Consider the following 16,570-nt stretch of genomic DNA (forward strand, 5'->3'; position numbering starts at 1 on the left):
AGAAAATTGAGCGCATGCATTCCATTAGTGAATACCGAGAGGAGTTTGTGGCATATCTAAACTCTAAAAAACTAACCAAAGAACCTAGGAATTTATACGAACCGATCAGCTATATTTTAGGCCTTGGCGGTAAAAGACTTAGGCCGGTACTTGTTTTAATGACCGCGGAAATATTCAATTCCCAGTATAATAAGGCATTAAATGCCGCTCTTGCTATTGAGGTATTTCATAATTTTTCCTTGGTTCATGATGATATTATGGATGATGCCCCGGTAAGGAGGGGGAAAGTTACAGTACATGAAAAGTGGGATATTAATACCGGTATTCTTTCCGGAGATGCAATGTTGATCATTGCCTACCAACTTTTTGAAATTTATGAGCCTCTTGTGTTTAGGGAATTGGCCAAACTATTTAGCAAAACCGCTTTAGAAGTTTGTGAAGGGCAACAGTATGATGTTGATTTTGAAACTCGCGATGATGTTATGTTACCCGAATACCTTAAAATGATCGAATATAAAACTGCGGTTCTGGTCGCAGCGGCCCTTAAAATGGGTGCAATAGTTGCAGGTGCTTCCGCAATTGACCAAGAGCATATGTATGACTTTGGTTTGAACTTGGGTATTGCTTTTCAATTACAGGATGATTATCTAGATGTTTTTGGTGATCCTAAAACCTTTGGCAAGCAAGTGGGCGGTGACATTATAGAGAACAAAAAAACGTATCTCTATCTTAAGGCCATGAATTCAGGGTCAGAGGCCACTTCTAAGGAGTTGGAGCATTTATATTCCATTCAACCGGTTGAAACGGAAGCAAAGGTAAATGCGGTGCGGTCAATATTTAAAAAGACCAAAGCGGATGAAGCAACACAAAACGCTATAGCAGATTATACGGAAAAAGCGTTTAAGGTCCTTGAAAAGATAGATATTGAAGAACAAAAAAAGCAATTACTCAGAACATTCGGTGAAAACCTAATGAACAGAACTGTTTAAAATAGCCGGTTAATAAATGCCTTTATAAAAGGTAGTTTGGGACACGCGTTTATAAAAGTGATGTCTTCTTTTAAGTTGGTTTCTTCATCTAAAAATTTAAAAACTTTCTGTGGTTTTAATTTGCTGAACAATGATTCAAAAACTTTATGGCCATTTGCATTGTTAGCATAGAGCACATCAAGAAATAAAAGATCGTAAAACCAAAACTTATTCTTTAAATTAAGTTTTGACAAAGGTTTTCCATTTTTAATAAACTCTATTAATAATGGTATTTTTTTGGCCGTACTCATTAAGGTATATCCCGTACTAGGTTTTGCCCATCCGCCAGCGGTTCCTATATAGCGCATTCTATTGGTATGGTTTTCCCTAAAATCATAACTGGTCATGGGAATACTACCATATTCTTTTTCCACAATTTCAAAGGAATCGCATAAAAACCTACTTTTTATATAAATTTTCAGTTCTTCTTCGTATTCCTGTTTGTCCAATAAATGTTCTGAGAACAGTGTATATTCAATTAGTGCCGTATGTGTAGAATAGGGTAAAACATACATAAATCTAGTATTCCCTTTTTGAGGAACTGAGAAATCCATATAAGTAATTTCCTTGGGGTCAAAAACCGGTTTTTGGGTTTGTATTACCCAACCTGTAAAATGTTGTTGTAAAACAGGATACCGCTTTTGGTCTTTGGTCATGCTATAGTTAAAAAGACTATTGAAGATATAAGAACCGGTGTAGCTGTTATTTCTTGTTTTTACAGTTACTATTTCTGAATTTTCTACAAGGTCTATAACCTCTTCCTGAATAAATGTAACAGCAGGACTTTTGTTGATTTTGTTTAAGTAATGGGTGTAAAAATCAATTCCCTGTATCATTTTATAGGTGTAGGGAGCTATTAAAGTACGCTGGGATAATTTTTTGCTTTCAAAATGGACCGTGTTCCATTCTTTCTTTACGATTGTATCAAATTGACCGGAACCTTTTTCCCAAAAGCACCATGTGCGATCATTGGTTTTTTTGGCATTTTTATCTAAAAGTAAAATTCGTTTGGAATTAAAAAAAGAGTCATTGGCCATGGCGTTGGCCAATAAAAGTCCAGAGGCTCCGGCACCTATAATAATATAATCGTATTTATCCATGAATTCAGTGGTAGGTAGCGGATGATAGTTGTCCTTATTGCCTCAAAAATACAAAATACCAAACGTCTTTTATAGTCTAATTGATCGTGTAACGAAAGCCAAAAAATGTTCTTATACCTTGGTTTGGCGCATAAACATATGACGGGTCAAAAGTTAGGCCATAGGGATTGTTCTGTGTTGGTACTGCGTTACCATTGTTGTCAAAGGTTACTTCTTTATCAAAAGGATCGTTTGCGCGCGCTATTATGAACGGATTGCCCTTATTCGGTGTCCAGTTTAAAATATTTTTTACGCCACCGTATATCTCAATATTTGTAAGGCCTTTATGCGAAAATTGAATGTTTTGAATGCTCCAAGTGGGAGAATATTCCTTTCTAGGATCATTTGCACCCAAAGTAGGTAAGCGCATTGGCCCATAAAGATTTCCCGTATAATCTATGGTAATATCCCAAGAATTAACAGTGTAACTAACTCCCCAGTTTGCTGCATAACTTTCCGTTAAAATTTGCCTTGTAGTAGCCCCGTTCTCTGTTGTGCTAACATCCTGGAAGGTTGCTCCCAACATTATTTTTGGACCATTGTGGAAAGAAATATCCAAACTGGTACTCAGGCCCTTGGAAACGGATTTGCCTCTTAAATTATCATATATAATTTTATTTGGATCGGTGTCATAATCGGGTATAATGGCATTTTTAAAATTTGTGTAAAAGATAGACGCATCCAATGCGGCGAAAGTACCATTGTCGCTATATATTTTTTTAAGATAGTTGAGGTTGATATTAAAGGAACGTTCCGGTTTAAGTTCCTCTGCAATGATTACATCGCGCGCACCGGTTAAAGCGGCATGTTCTTCGGTAAATAAATTAACGACCCTAAAGCCGGTCCCTGCATTTATACGTAAGATGTCATTGTCGGTAAATTTGTAACGGTAAGCCCCTCTTGGGGTAAAAATGCTACCATGTCTTTTATCAAAATCATATCTAAGACCGCCAAGCAACGCATGTTTTTTATTAAAGGCAATTTCGTCCTGAATAAAAATACTTGGAATAAGGACTTCGTTGGGCAGGTTGCCGTTAAGATCCATCGTAGCGGTAGTATTATCATCATAATAGTTGTATCTCAGTGCAGTTCCTGCAAGAAGATTATGGGTGTTTAAGGTCTTGTCCCATGTAACCTGTGTAAAACCAATTCGTTGGTCCGCTAGGTAGGGTACATTTCCATAAACTGAATTTTGGCTATGGTCATTGTATGAAAATGATAGCATTAATTGCTCTTCTACAGGAAGCTGGTATTTGCCCAAAATCTCCCATCTTTTTGTATAAATACTTTCCCCATAAATTTCGTCACCTCCCCTAAATTGAGGTGTCCATTGTAGTTCTCCGCCCCAACGGTTTTCATAGAAATACCTACCTGCAATGGATAGAACCCGTGCATTGTCTTTTTTAAAATTCCATTTTTGAAAAATGGAAATCCGGTCCTGTAGGGTTAGGTCCGTAAAATTATCTCTGTTATTGTCAATTGGGTTGTCATATTTAAAATAGTTGATCCCTAAAAGCACATTGGTATTTTCACCTAGTTTAAATTTAGTTCCTATATCAAGGTTAAATTCTCCCCAATCCGTTATAAAACTATCCGCAACCAATTGTGAAGCGGATAAATTGTTTTTGGTAATTATATTAATTAGACCACCTACTGCCTCACTGCCATATAATGTAGATGCTGGCCCTTTAATAATTTCAACTTGCTCGATTAAGGAGTTGGGTATACCGGATAAGCCATATACCGTTCCCAACCCGCTGACAATAGGCATTCCATCTATCAGGACCAGTGTATATGGACCTTCAAGGCCGTTTATATGGATATCCCCTGTATTACATACATTACAATTAATTTGCGGTCTAACACCATTTACGTTCTGTAATGCCTCAAATATATTGGCAGTGGGGTTTTTCTTGAAGAATGTTGGTTTATATACTTCAACGGGCACCGGACTTTCCAATCTGTTGACCGGTTTTAAGGTTCCGGTAACCACCATTTCCTCTAATGACTCCACATTGGGTTCCAGCACTATATTTATCACCAGTTCTTCGTTTTTTGAAAGGGACAATTTTTTTTTAAAGGGAAAAAAACCAATGTTAGAGGCAATGAGGACATATTCACCAGGAGGTATTTCATTGATTATATACCTTCCATTTTCATCGGACGTGGTGCCTATTTGGGTATTCTTAAAATATATATTGGCAAAAGCCATAGTGTTGCCCTCTGCTACTATTTGGCCTTTTATGGTAGCATTTTGTGCATACCCCATGTTAAGGGTAAGTCCTAAGAGTAAACCAAACACTATTTTAATCATCTAAAAATAAATTTAGGCAAACCTAAAAAATTGTTTTTACATATAAAAATGTATTTTTACATTCTAATAATTTGAGATGACCTTATCAGAAGAAGATTATATCAAAGCTATTTATCATTTAAGCCAGATCGATAATAAATCAGTGGCTACCAATGCTATAGCGGAACAAATGAAGACCAAGCCTTCATCTGTGACCGATATGGTTAAGAAACTATCGGAAAAGTCATTGGTCAATTATAAAAAGTACCAAGGCGTATCACTATCCGAGAAGGGAAGGTTGGTGGCATTGTCCATTATTAGAAAGCATAGGTTATGGGAGGTGTTTTTGGTTGATAAGCTTAATTTTTCGTGGGATGAGGTCCATGAGGTTGCAGAGCAATTGGAACATATAAAAAGTGATGCACTGATTGATAAATTGGACAGCTATTTAGGTTTTCCAAAAGTAGACCCCCATGGCGATCCCATTCCTACCAAGGACGGCACCTTTAAAAAATCAATTAAAAAACTCATTAGTGAATTGCCCGTACTATGCGAAGGTGTATGCGTAGGAGTCAATGATTCTTCAGCATCCTTCTTAAAATTTTTGGACAAAAATAAAATTGCCTTGGGCGATACCTTCAAAATTTTGGACCGTGAGGAGTTTGATGGTTCAGTATCCATATCAACCAGAAGTGGAACCATTAGAATATCTGAACAAATAGCGTCTAATTTATATTTAGAAATTTCCGATACGGAGTAAAAACCAACAACATATGCAACAGATAATTAACTACTTTGAATCTATTGACCCCGTTTTGGCAGCATTTTATGCTACCTTATTTACGTGGGGACTTACGGCCACAGGGGCGGCTTTGGTTTTTTTGTTTAAAGGAATGAACCGTGCCTTGTTAGATGGTATGTTGGGATTTACGGGTGGTGTAATGGTAGCGGCCAGTTTTTGGAGTCTTTTGGCTCCAGGTATTGAGATGAGTCCTGGAGAAGGTTTTGTTAAGGTCATACCCGCCGCTGTAGGTTTTTTATTGGGTTCTGCCTTTATTTTTGGTTTGGACAAAGTGCTACCCCATTTACACATTAATTTTAAGGAGAGTGAAGCGGAAGGGGTTAAGACCCCATGGCACAGGACTACTTTGTTGACCTTGGCCATAACCTTGCACAATATTCCCGAAGGATTGGCCGTAGGCGTCCTTTTTGGTGGTGTGGCGGCTGGTTTTGACGGTGCTAGCATTGGCGGGGCCGTGGCTTTGGCATTGGGGATAGGGTTACAGAATTTTCCGGAGGGATTTGCGGTAGCCATGCCATTAAGACGACAGGGGCTTAGCCGTACAAAAAGCTTTTTATATGGTCAGGCATCGGCAATAGTGGAGCCTATTGCCGCTGTACTTGGAGCTTGGGCAGTAATGACCTTTCAGCCCATATTGCCTTATGCCCTTTCATTTGCTGCGGGGGCAATGATCTTTGTTGTTGTGGAAGAGGTAATTCCGGAAACCCAACAAGATAAATATACTGACATAGCAACAATGGGTTTCATAGCAGGGTTTATCATTATGATGACCTTGGATGTCGGGTTGGGTTAAAGGCCGTTTTGTAGATCATTGATTTATGGGTAAAGGATTGTCTTACCGCTTTGGTAATTTATGGCCGTTTTTTACGTTTCAACCATAACCTAAGTGACTTAAAGATATCTATAGTATTTATTTATGAGATTGTTACGGAATAATTGGTTTTGGAACATCATTCTAGTATTGACCTTGATAATTTGTGCAATGGTTTTGGCCATGCATTTTAAGAATTGGATAGGTACCGATGATGACGGGTTAAAGTTGCGGTCAGGATTTTACCGTGTTCATGTTCCCTACCAAGAATTGGATAGTGTACTATTAGTGGATAGAATACCCCCAATGGAACGCATAAACGGTTTTTCTGCATTGGAAAAGGAAAAAGGTATTTTTAGGGAGTTTAAGGATTCCCTGACCAATAAAAGAGTGCATGTTTTTGTAGATAATATTGGTCACCAGAAGATTAAACTGGTATATAAGGATTCTGTTTATATATACCTTAACTTAAAGGATTCAGTTGAAACCATACAATTAATGAATAACTTAAGTGCAAAAATTCCAAATGTGGAGTAAGGCACAAATGAGGATTATATTTTAGCATTAAAATTGAAATCTATCTATACTATTCAATGTATCTTATGAACCTTAGAAAATATATCTTGATTTTAATATTTTTAGCATTATCTCCTTTAGTTTACGCCCAACATAAACTTCAATTAAACGTAGAAGGTGTTCCTACCAAGAAAGGTACCATATGTTATGCAGTATATACCAATGAAAGCTCGTTCTTAAAATTTGATAAGGTGTATAAATCCGGTATGGAAAAAGCAGAAGAGGGTAAGACCACAATTGAAATCAACGACCTGCCCGACGGAGAATATGCCGTAGCAATTTTTCATGATGCTAATTCTAACAAAAAACTGGATACCAATATGCTGGGTATACCAAAAGAACAAGTGGCGTTTACCAAAGGAAGACTAAAAATGTTTGGACCGCCTAAATTTAAGGAATGTGCCTTTATACTGGATTCCAATCTTGACTTGACCGTTACCTTAGAGTAGTATAATGCATTATTGTTTCCTTACTTATAGGTAGTAATAATTATAACTCCATTAGAAGCTCTAGATCCGTACATACCTGCCTCTGCACTTGTAAGGATTCTTATTTTTTTTACGTTAAAACTATCTACCGCCTCGTTTACAGATGCAAAGGAGGTACCTATTTCATAACCATCCAAGATATATAGAGGTTCTTGCCTGCCTTGGTTGCTAAAGGAATTTGAGGTTTTTGATAGAACTGGCACCCCATTTCTGCTAACGATACCCGGCATTTTGGAAATACGTTCCAACAAGGTGAAATTAGTACGGTTCTTTTCATCTAATTCTTCTGCTACATTGCCTTTCTTGGTAAAGGTTTTCTGAGAAGAACCACAGGAATATAGGGTCATCATCCCTACTAGTAGATAAAATATTGTTCTTTTGTCCATAAGAATAAATATACGCCTTTTACCAGATTATTTTTTGACCAAAGGACCGGATATGTAATTCCAAGAAAATTGAAGGTATCTTTATAAAAAAATTATGGTCTTAATAGCACAATTGGCTGGCGCCATTTTTGGAGTTTTAGCTATCATATTCGGTGCCTTTGGCGCACATTTATTAAAGAAAAAGTTTACCGAAGAACAATTAAACAGCTTTGAAACCGGAGTGAAATATCAAATGTATCATGCTTTGGTATTATTGATGTTAAGTTTTAATCTTAATTTGGATACCAGCCTGGAAAAAAATATGGTCTATTCTTTCATAATAGGCACTTTCCTATTTTCATTCAGTATATATGGCCTCTGTATAAGCGCATCCGTAGGAAAAAAAATCAGGCTATTAGGTCCTATAACACCTATTGGGGGATTATTTCTGGTTCTAGGTTGGAGTTTTTTGTGTTACTACTTCATTAAAAATTTTATTTAATCATTCCAATTCAGAAGAAGTAAATTCCTTAATGGCCATATTAGGTTCCATAATGGTATGGCCTTTCCAAAAATTGGGGTCGTATTTTGGCATATAGGTAGGTAGTACATTATGGTTTTCCTCAAATGCATTAAACTGGGTTTCGTTTATTTGTTTCGTATCGAATACCACTAGTTCATTTTTTTCAATATCGGTAAAAACAAGGTCCATTTTTCCCGATAGTTCATTTTGTTTGTTTCTTCCCTTAACGACTTTATTCTTTTCTATTATCTTAAGAGGTCGTTTAACTCCAATACGTGTGCCGGTCTGTGTCTCAAAATATTGCAGTGCGTATCTTCCCAATGTTTGTTTATGGAAAATTACCTTTCCCTTGGTAAGGTAGGTATTGGTAGAAACCCCTAAAAGCTTAAATGAATGAACGGGTTTTATGTTCTCAAAATCGGCACGTAACAAAGCAAAGTCATCGGCATTGATATATAATGTTCCCCTATAGTCTGCGGAACCATCCGGTTGAAACTCCAGAACATAAACAGCATCATTGCCCAAATAGGTAAATTCTTTTAGAGTGTACGTATATTTTCTGGGCTTGATGATAAAATATAAGTCGGTATCCTCGTGTATGGGCAAGTTCTGTAGTAATTTGCCCAAGATTCCTTTCCTATAGTTGGCAAAATTTATTTTACGCTTCTTGTTATTTTCTTGTTTGCGTTCAATTTCTTGATTTACGGCCGCAATATCCGTAGAATCTATATCTGCCTCAAAAAGTTCGTCCGCATCTAGCTTTGTGCCAAAAAGGCCAGATTTAATCTTAAAATAGGAATCGGTCCTCACATTTTTTTTAATTATGCCGTTAAACTTCTCCTCAAGTTTTTCCATATCCATTTCCTTGCTCTTATCATAAAGTTCAGATGCTTTTATAAGTTCAAGTTTCTGTTCATCTTCCTCAAAACTGCCATAAAGATCACCAAGGATTTCGGTATAATAACTGTTGGATTTGGGTACCGTATAAATTATACTATCTATAAAATTTTGGTTTAGTGCTTTTATAGTGGATTCTTTGACCTTAAAATCTGTCTTTACCATACGATTGTACGATGAATTCCTGTAAAAAAGGCGTTTTTTGGTATAATCAAAATTATAGTTGCTATTTAGGTTGTCATTGACCAACTCCATAATTTCATCTGCAGTGTAGTTTTTGTTAGATACTATAACCTCTCTCAGTTCTATGGCTTTGGGACTTAGTAAAATGGTATTGGTGAAAAAGTGCGACAAAGGTTTGGCTACGGATTTATAACCAATACAGGAGATAAAAAGAGAGTCTGTTTCTTGAACGGTTTCATCTAACATAAAATTAAAATTACCGTCTTCATTGGTGATTACGCCTTTATTGTTCAATAGTACCGTTACATAAGGTATAGGGGCTTTGGTTATGCTGTCAAGTACATTGGCGCTTAAACTTTGTGCTTTAACTATATCGCTATTGCACAACAAAAAATACACGGGAAGAATAAATAATAGTTTTTTGCTCATGGTTATGGGTTATGCTCTCGCAATCTAAACGAACCAAGACAACAAACGTTACTATTTTACATACTGTTGGGAGATATTTAGGCCTTATTTAACTTTTTAATAAAGTTGTGGAAAAATCAAGCGCATTTAATGACAGCCACAATCATTTTGGCCACACGTTTTGTTATTCTTTTTTTTGGGATTCCATAAAGATTTAGGAATCAGAAATTTGTTGACGAGATAGACAATTGAAATCGACAATGTTATATATACCAAAATGTGCTGTAGCGTATCCATTTTATTTTAATAATTGATAGGCGATGAATGCAACAATATAAGCAAATAGACTCATAATTACCAATTGTCCTGCAGGCCATTTCCATGAATTGGTCTCTCTTTTCACCACTGCCAATGTACTCATACACTGCATGGCAAATGCGTAGAACAATAATAAGGAAATACCCGAAGCCAAATTGAACAAGGGTTTGCCCGTTCTTGGGTCCACCTCTGCGGCCATTCTATATTTTATGGTTTCCTCTTCATCATTGCCAACACTATAGATCGTTGCCAAGGTACCCACAAAGACCTCTCTTGCCGCAAAGGAAGTTAGTACCGCAATACCTATTTTCCAATCATAGCCCAAAGGTCTAACGATAGGTTCAATTGCCTTGCCCATATATCCCATATAGGAGTGCTCCAGTTTATAACTGGCAATTTCTTGGTTAAGGGCGCGCTCTTTCAGTTCCTCAAGTTCAAGTTGTGCACGAATCTCGTTATCGGCAGTGTTGGTACTAAGAGTTTGCTGTTTGTTTTTGATGTAGTCTTCGCTAAATGTAGTAAAACCCTCTTCCTTTACACGAGTGGTCACAATGCTTTCCGCATTTTTAAATTCATCTGAAAATCCGTTAGAACCAAGAAACCATAAAATAATGGAAATTGCCAAAATGATTTTACCCGCCCCAAAAACAAAACTTTTTGTTTTTTCCAAAACGGTATAACCAACATTTTTTAATAACGGTAATTTATAGTTTGGCATTTCAACCACAAAAAACGACTTGCTTTTAATGTTCATGACCTTGTTCAACACTAGGGCCGCTAAAATAGAAGCTCCAAATCCCAACAAATACAATAACATTAAGGTCAAGGCCTTGTAGCTTAAGCCAAACAAGCTGCCTTCCGGTATGACCAGGGCAATTATAATTAAATACACGGGTAATCTTGCAGAGCAAGTGGTAAACGGGGTCACTAAAATAGTGATCAACCGTTCTTTCCAATTTTCAATGGTCCTAGTGGCCATAATTGCAGGTATGGCACATGCCGTACCGGATATTAAAGGGACTACGCTTTTACCACTTAACCCAAAAGGTCTCATTATTCTGTCCATTAAAAAGACGACCCTGCTCATGTAGCCCGTTTCTTCAAGTAAAGCAATAAACAAGAATAGGAACGCGATCTGTGGAATAAAGATGACAATACCACCAATACCTGCCAATATGCCCTCGGCTATTAAATTGGTGAACACCCCGGGTGGTAGGGTTTCCTTGACCCATTCCGTTGCAGAGGCAAAAAAGCCATCAATTAAATCCATGGGATATTCGCTCCAACCATAGATGGCCTGAAAAATGGTCAATAATATCAAAAAGAAAATCAGGTACCCAAAAACTTTATGGGTCAATATCTTGTCCAAAGTTGCCCTAAAACCTTTTGCCGCATTGACGTCTACCTTATACGTTTCCTTTAGAATACCATTTATGAACTGATATCTTAATATGGTCTCTTTTTGTTGAAGTCGCTTTAGTTCAGATTTAGATTTTGTAGCAAACGAAGAAGTGTCCTTGATCAATGTTTTTTCAATAGGCATAAAGTTGACATCTTGGGTAATGACCAACCATAATTTATAAACATCTTCTTTGGGAAATGCTGCCCTTAAACGCTCAAAATATTCTGGGTCTATAACCGATGCATCTACATTTTGTGCCTTTGAAAGGTTCTTGTAATCTGCAATCAACACTTTTAAGGTTTCAATACCCGTACCCTTTCTTGTGCTGACCAAAGCAATTTTGGAGTTGAGCTTTTTTTCCAAAAGCTCAATATCAATGGTAATACCTTTTCTGGACATACGATCGGCCATATTGATGACCAAAATGGCAGGTATCTTTAAATCCTTTATTTGTGTAAAGAGGAGTAGGTTCCTTTTAAGGTTTTCTACATCTGTGACAACTACGGCTACATCTGGATGGTCCTTGTCGTTTTTATTCAACAACAATTCTACGGCTACGCTTTCATCCAATGACGTTGTATTTAAGCTATAGGTGCCGGGCAGGTCCAAAATATGGGCTTTTACCCCTCTGGGAAGCTTACAAATACCTTCTTTTTTTTCTACCGTTATACCAGGATAATTACCAACTTTCTGGTTTAGCCCGGTCAATTGGTTAAAAACGGATGTTTTACCTGTGTTGGGATTCCCTATTAGGGCTACATTGATTTGTTTGCTCATATAACCACATTGTCTTCTATGATTTCCAAAGCTATATGAAGCGCCATTTCCCTTCTAATGGCAATATGAGACCCGTTAACATTGATGTAAATAGGATCTTTTAAAGGAGCCACCTGTACCAATTCTACCATATTTCCGGGCAGGCAACCCATTTCCAATAACTTTATGGGCAGCAAATCTTCGGTAAATTCCTTAATGATTCCCTTCTGACCTCTCCTTAAATGTGCTACGGTAGTTTCCAATCTTTATTTAGATTCATTATAAGTAAGGCAAAAGTAACGGAAATAATCCAATTAATAAATTATTATAACCTATAAATAACCCCATAAGGTATAAAGTACCGCCCTGTTTTAGTCCTTGTAAGAAGCCTTTAATATTTCAAGGTCTGTCATAAGTTGATCAATGTCGTCCGTATTTGTACCATCATAAAAGCCCCTAATTCTTTTTTCCTTATCCACCAAAATGAAATTCTCGGTATGGATCATATCAAAAGGGCCTCCGTCCCCATCGGTCTTTACCGCCAAATAGGATTTACGGGCAAGTTCATAGATTTGCTTTTTGTCTCCGGTAACCAAATTCCATCTACTATCGTCAACCCCTTTTTCTATTGCATATTTTTTAAGCTGTGCTACACTATCTATTTCTGGCGTAACGGTATGTGATAACAATAATACCTCATTATCGTTTCCTAATCGTTGCTGTATCAAAGCCATGTTCTTGGTCATAATAGGGCAAATTGTGGGGCAGGTGGTAAAGAAGAAGTCGGCTATATAGATTTTATCCTCATAATTTTCCTGTGTAATAGTCTGGCCATTTTGGTTGGTCAAGGAAAAATTGGAAATTGTATGGTATTTACGTACATGTTGTATTTCTTGTGGTACTAATTCTGCATTGACCATGGCAGGGGTATACACCGGTAAAAGCTCTTTAGGTGTCAAAGCATTATAAAATAGGTAAATAATCACTCCAGAGACTCCAATGAGTACCGCACCAAAAAGCTTGAATTTACCGAAAAAAGAACGCATTATCTTTTTTGTGTAAAGGTACGTTAGCCTATGCAGGATTTCAAGAAAACTAGGACTAATGGCTGCCAAAATATTCATAAAAAATGCTGAGTGTGAACGGTTTCTTTTTTTAAGCGGCCGTAAAAATGTACTTTTGTCCGATTTTAATTTTCACGAAGAAAGAATGAGTCCCATTATAATTAAGACAATACAATTTTTTTTAAGCCTTTCATTGCTTATAGTCCTACATGAGTTAGGCCATTTTATCCCAGCAAAATATTTTAAGACCAGAGTAGAGAAATTCTATTTGTTCTTTGATGTAAAATTTGCGCTTTTCAAAAAGAAAATAGGGGAGACCGAATACGGTATAGGTTGGTTGCCTTTAGGCGGATATGTAAAAATATCAGGGATGATAGATGAAAGTATGGATAAGGAAGCCATGGCAGAGGAGCCGAAAGAATGGGAGTTTAGAAGCAAACCGGCTTGGCAACGTTTAATCATCATGTTGGGGGGTGTTACCGTAAATTTCATCTTGGCGGTATTTATCTTTATTGGTTTAGTCTTTACCTATGGTGAGGAGTATATTGCCAACGATAGTCTTAAAGATGGTATTTGGGTGACAGAGCCTGTGCTAGGAGATGCTTTGGGCGTACAGACCGGGGATAAGATTCTTGCCGTAGACGGCAATAAAATTAAAGCCCTGAACAGTATTGTTCCTGAATTGGTTTATGGTGAAACGATTACTATTGAACGTGATGGTGCTATCATTGAAAAGGAAATTCCGGTAGATTTTATTGAAACAATTTCTGATAATAAGGAGAATGCACGTTTTATAAGCCAAAGAAGTCCCTTTATCATTAATAGTATCCCTAAAAAATCTCCTAATGTTACAACAGGTTTTGAAAAGGGAGATGCACTTGTTGAAATTGAGGGCAACCCGGTTGAGTATCTTGACCAGGTATCTCCATACTTAGAAGCGAATAAAGGTAAAACCTTGGATGTTGTAGTCAATAGAAACGGAACCAGGGTTCCTTTACGGGCAAAAGTTTCGGATGAAGGCAAATTGGGCGTTAGTCTAGGATTTGATACTTATCAAGAATATGGTGAAAAGGGATATTTTAAAGTGGAGACCTTAAATTATTCTTTTTTGGAGTCTATACCTGCGGGATGGAACAAAGGGATAAAAACCTTGACCGATTATATTAAGGGGATGAAAAAGATTTTCAATCCTGATACTGGTGCATATAAAGAAGTAGGTGGTTTTGCGGCGATTGGAGGTATGTTTCCAGATACATGGAACTGGCCCGCCTTTTGGGGTACAACGGCTTTTATATCCATTATCTTGGCGTTTATGAACATACTTCCTATTCCTGCCCTGGATGGTGGTCATGTGATGTTCCTGCTTTATGAAATGGTTACAGGTAGAAAGCCTAGTGATAAGTTTTTGGAGTATGCCCAAATAACCGGTTTCTTTATTTTGGTGGCGCTTTTATTGTTCGCAAATGGTAACGATGTTTATAAATGGTTATTTAAATAAAAAAACAATTATTATTTATTTGGCGAATTTCAAAAAACTACTATATTTGCACCCGCTTTAGGAAACTAAAACGGGTTATTTTCCTCCTTAGCTCAGTTGGTTAGAGCATCTGACTGTTAATCAGAGGGTCCTTGGTTCGAGCCCAAGAGGGGGAGCAAAAAGCGAAAGCCTTATCAAATTTGATAAGGCTTTTTTGTTTTATGGCTGTGCTCTAATAAGGGGACTGGTCATTACGGACTAATCTAGTTGTTGTGCCACTACCGTAATTTTTTTGGATACGGTTAGCGGCTTACCGTATGATGTAAAACCATTTAATGTTATTTCAAAAACCCCATCAAGGTCAGAAGTGTAGAATTCAAAATCATACGTACTTTCGTTAATCCTTAATTGCGGTTGCCAAAACAACAAGTTTCTATAGTCTGGTATACGTTCATAAGAGGTGTCTTCCGTTAGATATTTTTGTACAAAATAATTTTTTTTGGACACTGGCCTTTCAAAAGGAACTACGGTACTATTGGGGGCGCTATAACCTTCAACGTAATCTCCCTTAAAGGTTTCAATAGATACAATTCCTTGATAGTCTTTTTGGCCCAAACGAAACTGATCTCTTATCAAACTAATTTTTTCAATGGTACGGGCATCCATAGTTTGTATATCACTATGTTGGGGAATAAATACGCCATCCACCAAAACAATAGCGGGAAAATCGTTGTATTGCTCATTATAGTCCTTAAAATCTTGGGAAACCTTTATATAATCCTTACCCTGGTCGTTCTTTCTATAACCGGAGTATTCGACCACTTCTTTTAGGGTTTCCTCAAGAGTAGGGAAACGGGTATACTCTTCTAAAAAAACTACCTCTGGTATTCCTCCGTCAAATGGGTCAATGGGATCGCTGGCCAGAATAGAGTCTGGTTTTGCGGTAAAAAACTGGTTTTCTATTTGGTTTGCAATGCTACGGTCCTTTATTGATTGTGCCATTTTATCGGTGAGTACAAAATCTGAAAATGATAAACCTGTAAGGTCCAATTTTCTTGTACTGGATTTTTCAATCGTATAGCTTTTATCTTGATTTTCTATTTGAACTATAGCCATGGCATGCTTGTGGTCCTTAATGAAATAGGAATAAAAATTACCCTTATCGTCCGTTTGTGAAAACTTCAGTAAAAACTCTTTACCAGGTATTGAAATGACTACGGGTATATTGGGTACAGGTACCTTAGTCTCCTTATCCACAACTTTTCCAAAGAAAAGTTCACCACGCTGTTCCGGTAAAAAAATACTATCACCTACCGCTTGTGTAATCTGTTTATTGGCATTAAAGTAATTTGTGGCATACGTGGTAGCCTCTAAAGCGGTCATACTGTTAAGTTCATCAATTTTCTTGACTTTTATGCTATAGGTTCCATAGCCTAATGGACCTTTATAATTTTTAATGGTCAACCCTACTTTTTCCCTTGTTTGGTAGGTAGATTTATTGGTAGAAAGGGCTATTGTGGCAGAATCTATGCTCCTTTTTGTTTCCTTTTCATCCACATAATTTTCTAAATCCGTATTGGACATGGGGAGTAGGGCAGTTTGGTCCGCTAAATAAGGGTTTATAATAATAATATCATCTTTAAAGACTTGGGAAAGACCAGCGTTTTTCATCCACTGTGTATACCCTAATAATTTGTATTTACCAGATGGAATTTCAGTGGTTATGAAAAAATCTCCTGCACCATGGCCTTTTGCCAGTTTAATCTTGTGTTCAAAAATGAATTGCTTGGATTCGTTGACCAATGCCACGTAACCAATTTTACTCACATCTGTAAGTTTATTGGTCTGTGCATTGAAAAAGTGTACACTATAATACAAATATTCACCAGATAGAAGAATAGGTCCATTGTGATCAATATAGGCTTTTTCTTGGGGTACTTTTTTAAGTTTTAAAAGATCGGCACCATCCTTTATTACATATTGGGCTTGAGCATAAAAAACACTCAACAGAAATAAGATGGCTATAGTTTTTGTTTTCAT

General features: G+C 37.1%; 15 protein-coding genes and 1 tRNA gene. 8 read left to right on the forward strand and 8 right to left on the reverse strand.

Going from position 1 to position 16,570, the window contains the following annotated elements:
- Window positions 1-14: 14 nt before the first annotated feature.
- The gene (locus tag Q2T41_RS10755; protein ID WP_304436087.1) at window positions 15-989 is read left to right on the forward strand and encodes a polyprenyl synthetase family protein; all 975 of its coding nucleotides are present in this window, start codon (window positions 15-17) and stop codon (window positions 987-989) included.
- On the opposite strand, the gene Q2T41_RS10760 is transcribed toward Q2T41_RS10755, so the two are convergent.
- Together Q2T41_RS10760 and Q2T41_RS10765 are read right to left on the reverse strand one after the other, a co-directional pair.
- Window positions 986-2,128 carry a lycopene cyclase family protein gene (locus tag Q2T41_RS10760; protein WP_304436088.1) on the reverse strand — a complete coding sequence of 381 codons (1,143 nt, stop codon included), beginning with the start codon at window positions 2,126-2,128 and terminating at the stop codon, window positions 986-988. The genes Q2T41_RS10755 and Q2T41_RS10760 overlap by 4 nt on opposite strands.
- A gap of 76 nt (window positions 2,129-2,204) precedes the next feature.
- On the reverse strand, window positions 2,205-4,481 hold the full coding sequence (locus Q2T41_RS10765) for a TonB-dependent receptor (RefSeq protein WP_304436089.1): 2,277 nt from the start codon (window positions 4,479-4,481) through the stop codon (window positions 2,205-2,207).
- Window positions 4,482-4,557: 76 nt separating this feature from the next.
- Between Q2T41_RS10765 and Q2T41_RS10770 the strand changes: the two genes are divergently transcribed.
- From Q2T41_RS10770 to Q2T41_RS10785, 4 genes are all read left to right on the forward strand, one after another.
- The gene (locus Q2T41_RS10770) at window positions 4,558-5,220 is read left to right on the forward strand and encodes a metal-dependent transcriptional regulator (RefSeq protein ID WP_304436090.1); all 663 of its coding nucleotides are present in this window, start codon (window positions 4,558-4,560) and stop codon (window positions 5,218-5,220) included.
- 13 nt (window positions 5,221-5,233) lie between these two features.
- A complete protein-coding gene (locus Q2T41_RS10775) occupies window positions 5,234-6,055 on the forward strand; it encodes a ZIP family metal transporter (RefSeq protein ID WP_304436091.1) in 822 nt (273 codons plus the stop codon).
- A 123-nt stretch (window positions 6,056-6,178) separates the two neighbouring features.
- A complete protein-coding gene (locus tag Q2T41_RS10780; protein WP_304436092.1) occupies window positions 6,179-6,610 on the forward strand; it encodes a hypothetical protein in 432 nt (143 codons plus the stop codon).
- Window positions 6,611-6,675: 65 nt separating this feature from the next.
- Window positions 6,676-7,098 carry a DUF2141 domain-containing protein gene (locus tag Q2T41_RS10785; protein ID WP_089259732.1) on the forward strand — a complete coding sequence of 141 codons (423 nt, stop codon included), beginning with the start codon at window positions 6,676-6,678 and terminating at the stop codon, window positions 7,096-7,098.
- Between the two features lie 20 nt (window positions 7,099-7,118).
- Here Q2T41_RS10785 and Q2T41_RS10790 read toward each other — a convergent pair whose 3' ends face one another.
- Window positions 7,119-7,523 (reverse strand): TonB-dependent receptor, encoded by a 405-nt coding sequence (locus Q2T41_RS10790; RefSeq protein ID WP_304436093.1) that lies wholly within the window; start codon window positions 7,521-7,523, stop codon window positions 7,119-7,121.
- A 94-nt stretch (window positions 7,524-7,617) separates the two neighbouring features.
- On the opposite strand from Q2T41_RS10790, the gene Q2T41_RS10795 reads away from it, so the two are divergent.
- Window positions 7,618-8,004, forward strand: coding sequence for a DUF423 domain-containing protein (locus Q2T41_RS10795; protein WP_304436094.1), 387 nt, complete (start codon window positions 7,618-7,620; stop codon window positions 8,002-8,004).
- Here Q2T41_RS10795 and Q2T41_RS10800 read toward each other — a convergent pair whose 3' ends face one another.
- The 4 genes from Q2T41_RS10800 to Q2T41_RS10815 form a co-directional block, all read right to left on the reverse strand.
- Entirely contained in the window at window positions 8,005-9,534 is a 1,530-nt protein-coding gene (locus tag Q2T41_RS10800; protein ID WP_304436095.1) for a carboxypeptidase-like regulatory domain-containing protein, read from the reverse strand.
- A 277-nt stretch (window positions 9,535-9,811) separates the two neighbouring features.
- Window positions 9,812-12,010, reverse strand: coding sequence for a ferrous iron transport protein B (gene feoB / locus Q2T41_RS10805; RefSeq protein ID WP_304436096.1), 2,199 nt, complete (start codon window positions 12,008-12,010; stop codon window positions 9,812-9,814).
- On the reverse strand, window positions 12,007-12,252 hold the full coding sequence (locus Q2T41_RS10810) for a FeoA family protein (RefSeq protein WP_089258746.1): 246 nt from the start codon (window positions 12,250-12,252) through the stop codon (window positions 12,007-12,009). The genes feoB and Q2T41_RS10810 overlap by 4 nt, the downstream gene beginning before the upstream one ends.
- 108 nt (window positions 12,253-12,360) lie before the next feature.
- A complete protein-coding gene (locus tag Q2T41_RS10815) occupies window positions 12,361-13,035 on the reverse strand; it encodes an SCO family protein (RefSeq protein ID WP_304436097.1) in 675 nt (224 codons plus the stop codon).
- Window positions 13,036-13,198: 163 nt separating this feature from the next.
- Here Q2T41_RS10815 and rseP point away from each other — a divergent pair, with 163 nt between their 5' ends.
- Together rseP and Q2T41_RS10825 are read left to right on the forward strand one after the other, a co-directional pair.
- On the forward strand, window positions 13,199-14,551 hold the full coding sequence (gene rseP, locus Q2T41_RS10820) for an RIP metalloprotease RseP (RefSeq protein ID WP_304437432.1): 1,353 nt from the start codon (window positions 13,199-13,201) through the stop codon (window positions 14,549-14,551).
- A gap of 81 nt (window positions 14,552-14,632) precedes the next feature.
- Window positions 14,633-14,706 (forward strand) — tRNA-Asn (locus Q2T41_RS10825).
- An 82-nt stretch (window positions 14,707-14,788) separates the two neighbouring features.
- Here the strand turns inward: Q2T41_RS10825 and Q2T41_RS10830 are convergent.
- Window positions 14,789-16,570 carry a hypothetical protein gene (locus Q2T41_RS10830; RefSeq protein ID WP_304436098.1) on the reverse strand — a complete coding sequence of 594 codons (1,782 nt, stop codon included), beginning with the start codon at window positions 16,568-16,570 and terminating at the stop codon, window positions 14,789-14,791.

This window comes from Maribacter confluentis, assembly GCF_030505015.1.
GTDB lineage: Bacteria > Bacteroidota > Bacteroidia > Flavobacteriales > Flavobacteriaceae > Maribacter > Maribacter sedimenticola.

Coding starts and splice junctions, on each gene's coding strand:
- Q2T41_RS10755 (WP_304436087.1), top strand. CDS start 15: ATGCATTCCATTAGTGAATACCGAGAGGAGTTTGTGGCATATCTAAAC.
- Q2T41_RS10760 (WP_304436088.1), bottom strand. CDS start 2,128: ATGGATAAATACGATTATATTATTATAGGTGCCGGAGCCTCTGGACTT.
- Q2T41_RS10765 (WP_304436089.1), bottom strand. CDS start 4,481: ATGATTAAAATAGTGTTTGGTTTACTCTTAGGACTTACCCTTAACATG.
- Q2T41_RS10770 (WP_304436090.1), top strand. CDS start 4,558: ATGACCTTATCAGAAGAAGATTATATCAAAGCTATTTATCATTTAAGC.
- Q2T41_RS10775 (WP_304436091.1), top strand. CDS start 5,234: ATGCAACAGATAATTAACTACTTTGAATCTATTGACCCCGTTTTGGCA.
- Q2T41_RS10780 (WP_304436092.1), top strand. CDS start 6,179: ATGAGATTGTTACGGAATAATTGGTTTTGGAACATCATTCTAGTATTG.
- Q2T41_RS10785 (WP_089259732.1), top strand. CDS start 6,676: ATGAACCTTAGAAAATATATCTTGATTTTAATATTTTTAGCATTATCT.
- Q2T41_RS10790 (WP_304436093.1), bottom strand. CDS start 7,523: ATGGACAAAAGAACAATATTTTATCTACTAGTAGGGATGATGACCCTA.
- Q2T41_RS10795 (WP_304436094.1), top strand. CDS start 7,618: ATGGTCTTAATAGCACAATTGGCTGGCGCCATTTTTGGAGTTTTAGCT.
- Q2T41_RS10800 (WP_304436095.1), bottom strand. CDS start 9,534: ATGAGCAAAAAACTATTATTTATTCTTCCCGTGTATTTTTTGTTGTGC.
- feoB (WP_304436096.1), bottom strand. CDS start 12,010: ATGAGCAAACAAATCAATGTAGCCCTAATAGGGAATCCCAACACAGGT.
- Q2T41_RS10815 (WP_304436097.1), bottom strand. CDS start 13,035: ATGCGTTCTTTTTTCGGTAAATTCAAGCTTTTTGGTGCGGTACTCATT.
- rseP (WP_304437432.1), top strand. CDS start 13,199: ATGAGTCCCATTATAATTAAGACAATACAATTTTTTTTAAGCCTTTCA.
- Q2T41_RS10830 (WP_304436098.1), bottom strand. CDS start 16,570: ATGAAAACAAAAACTATAGCCATCTTATTTCTGTTGAGTGTTTTTTAT.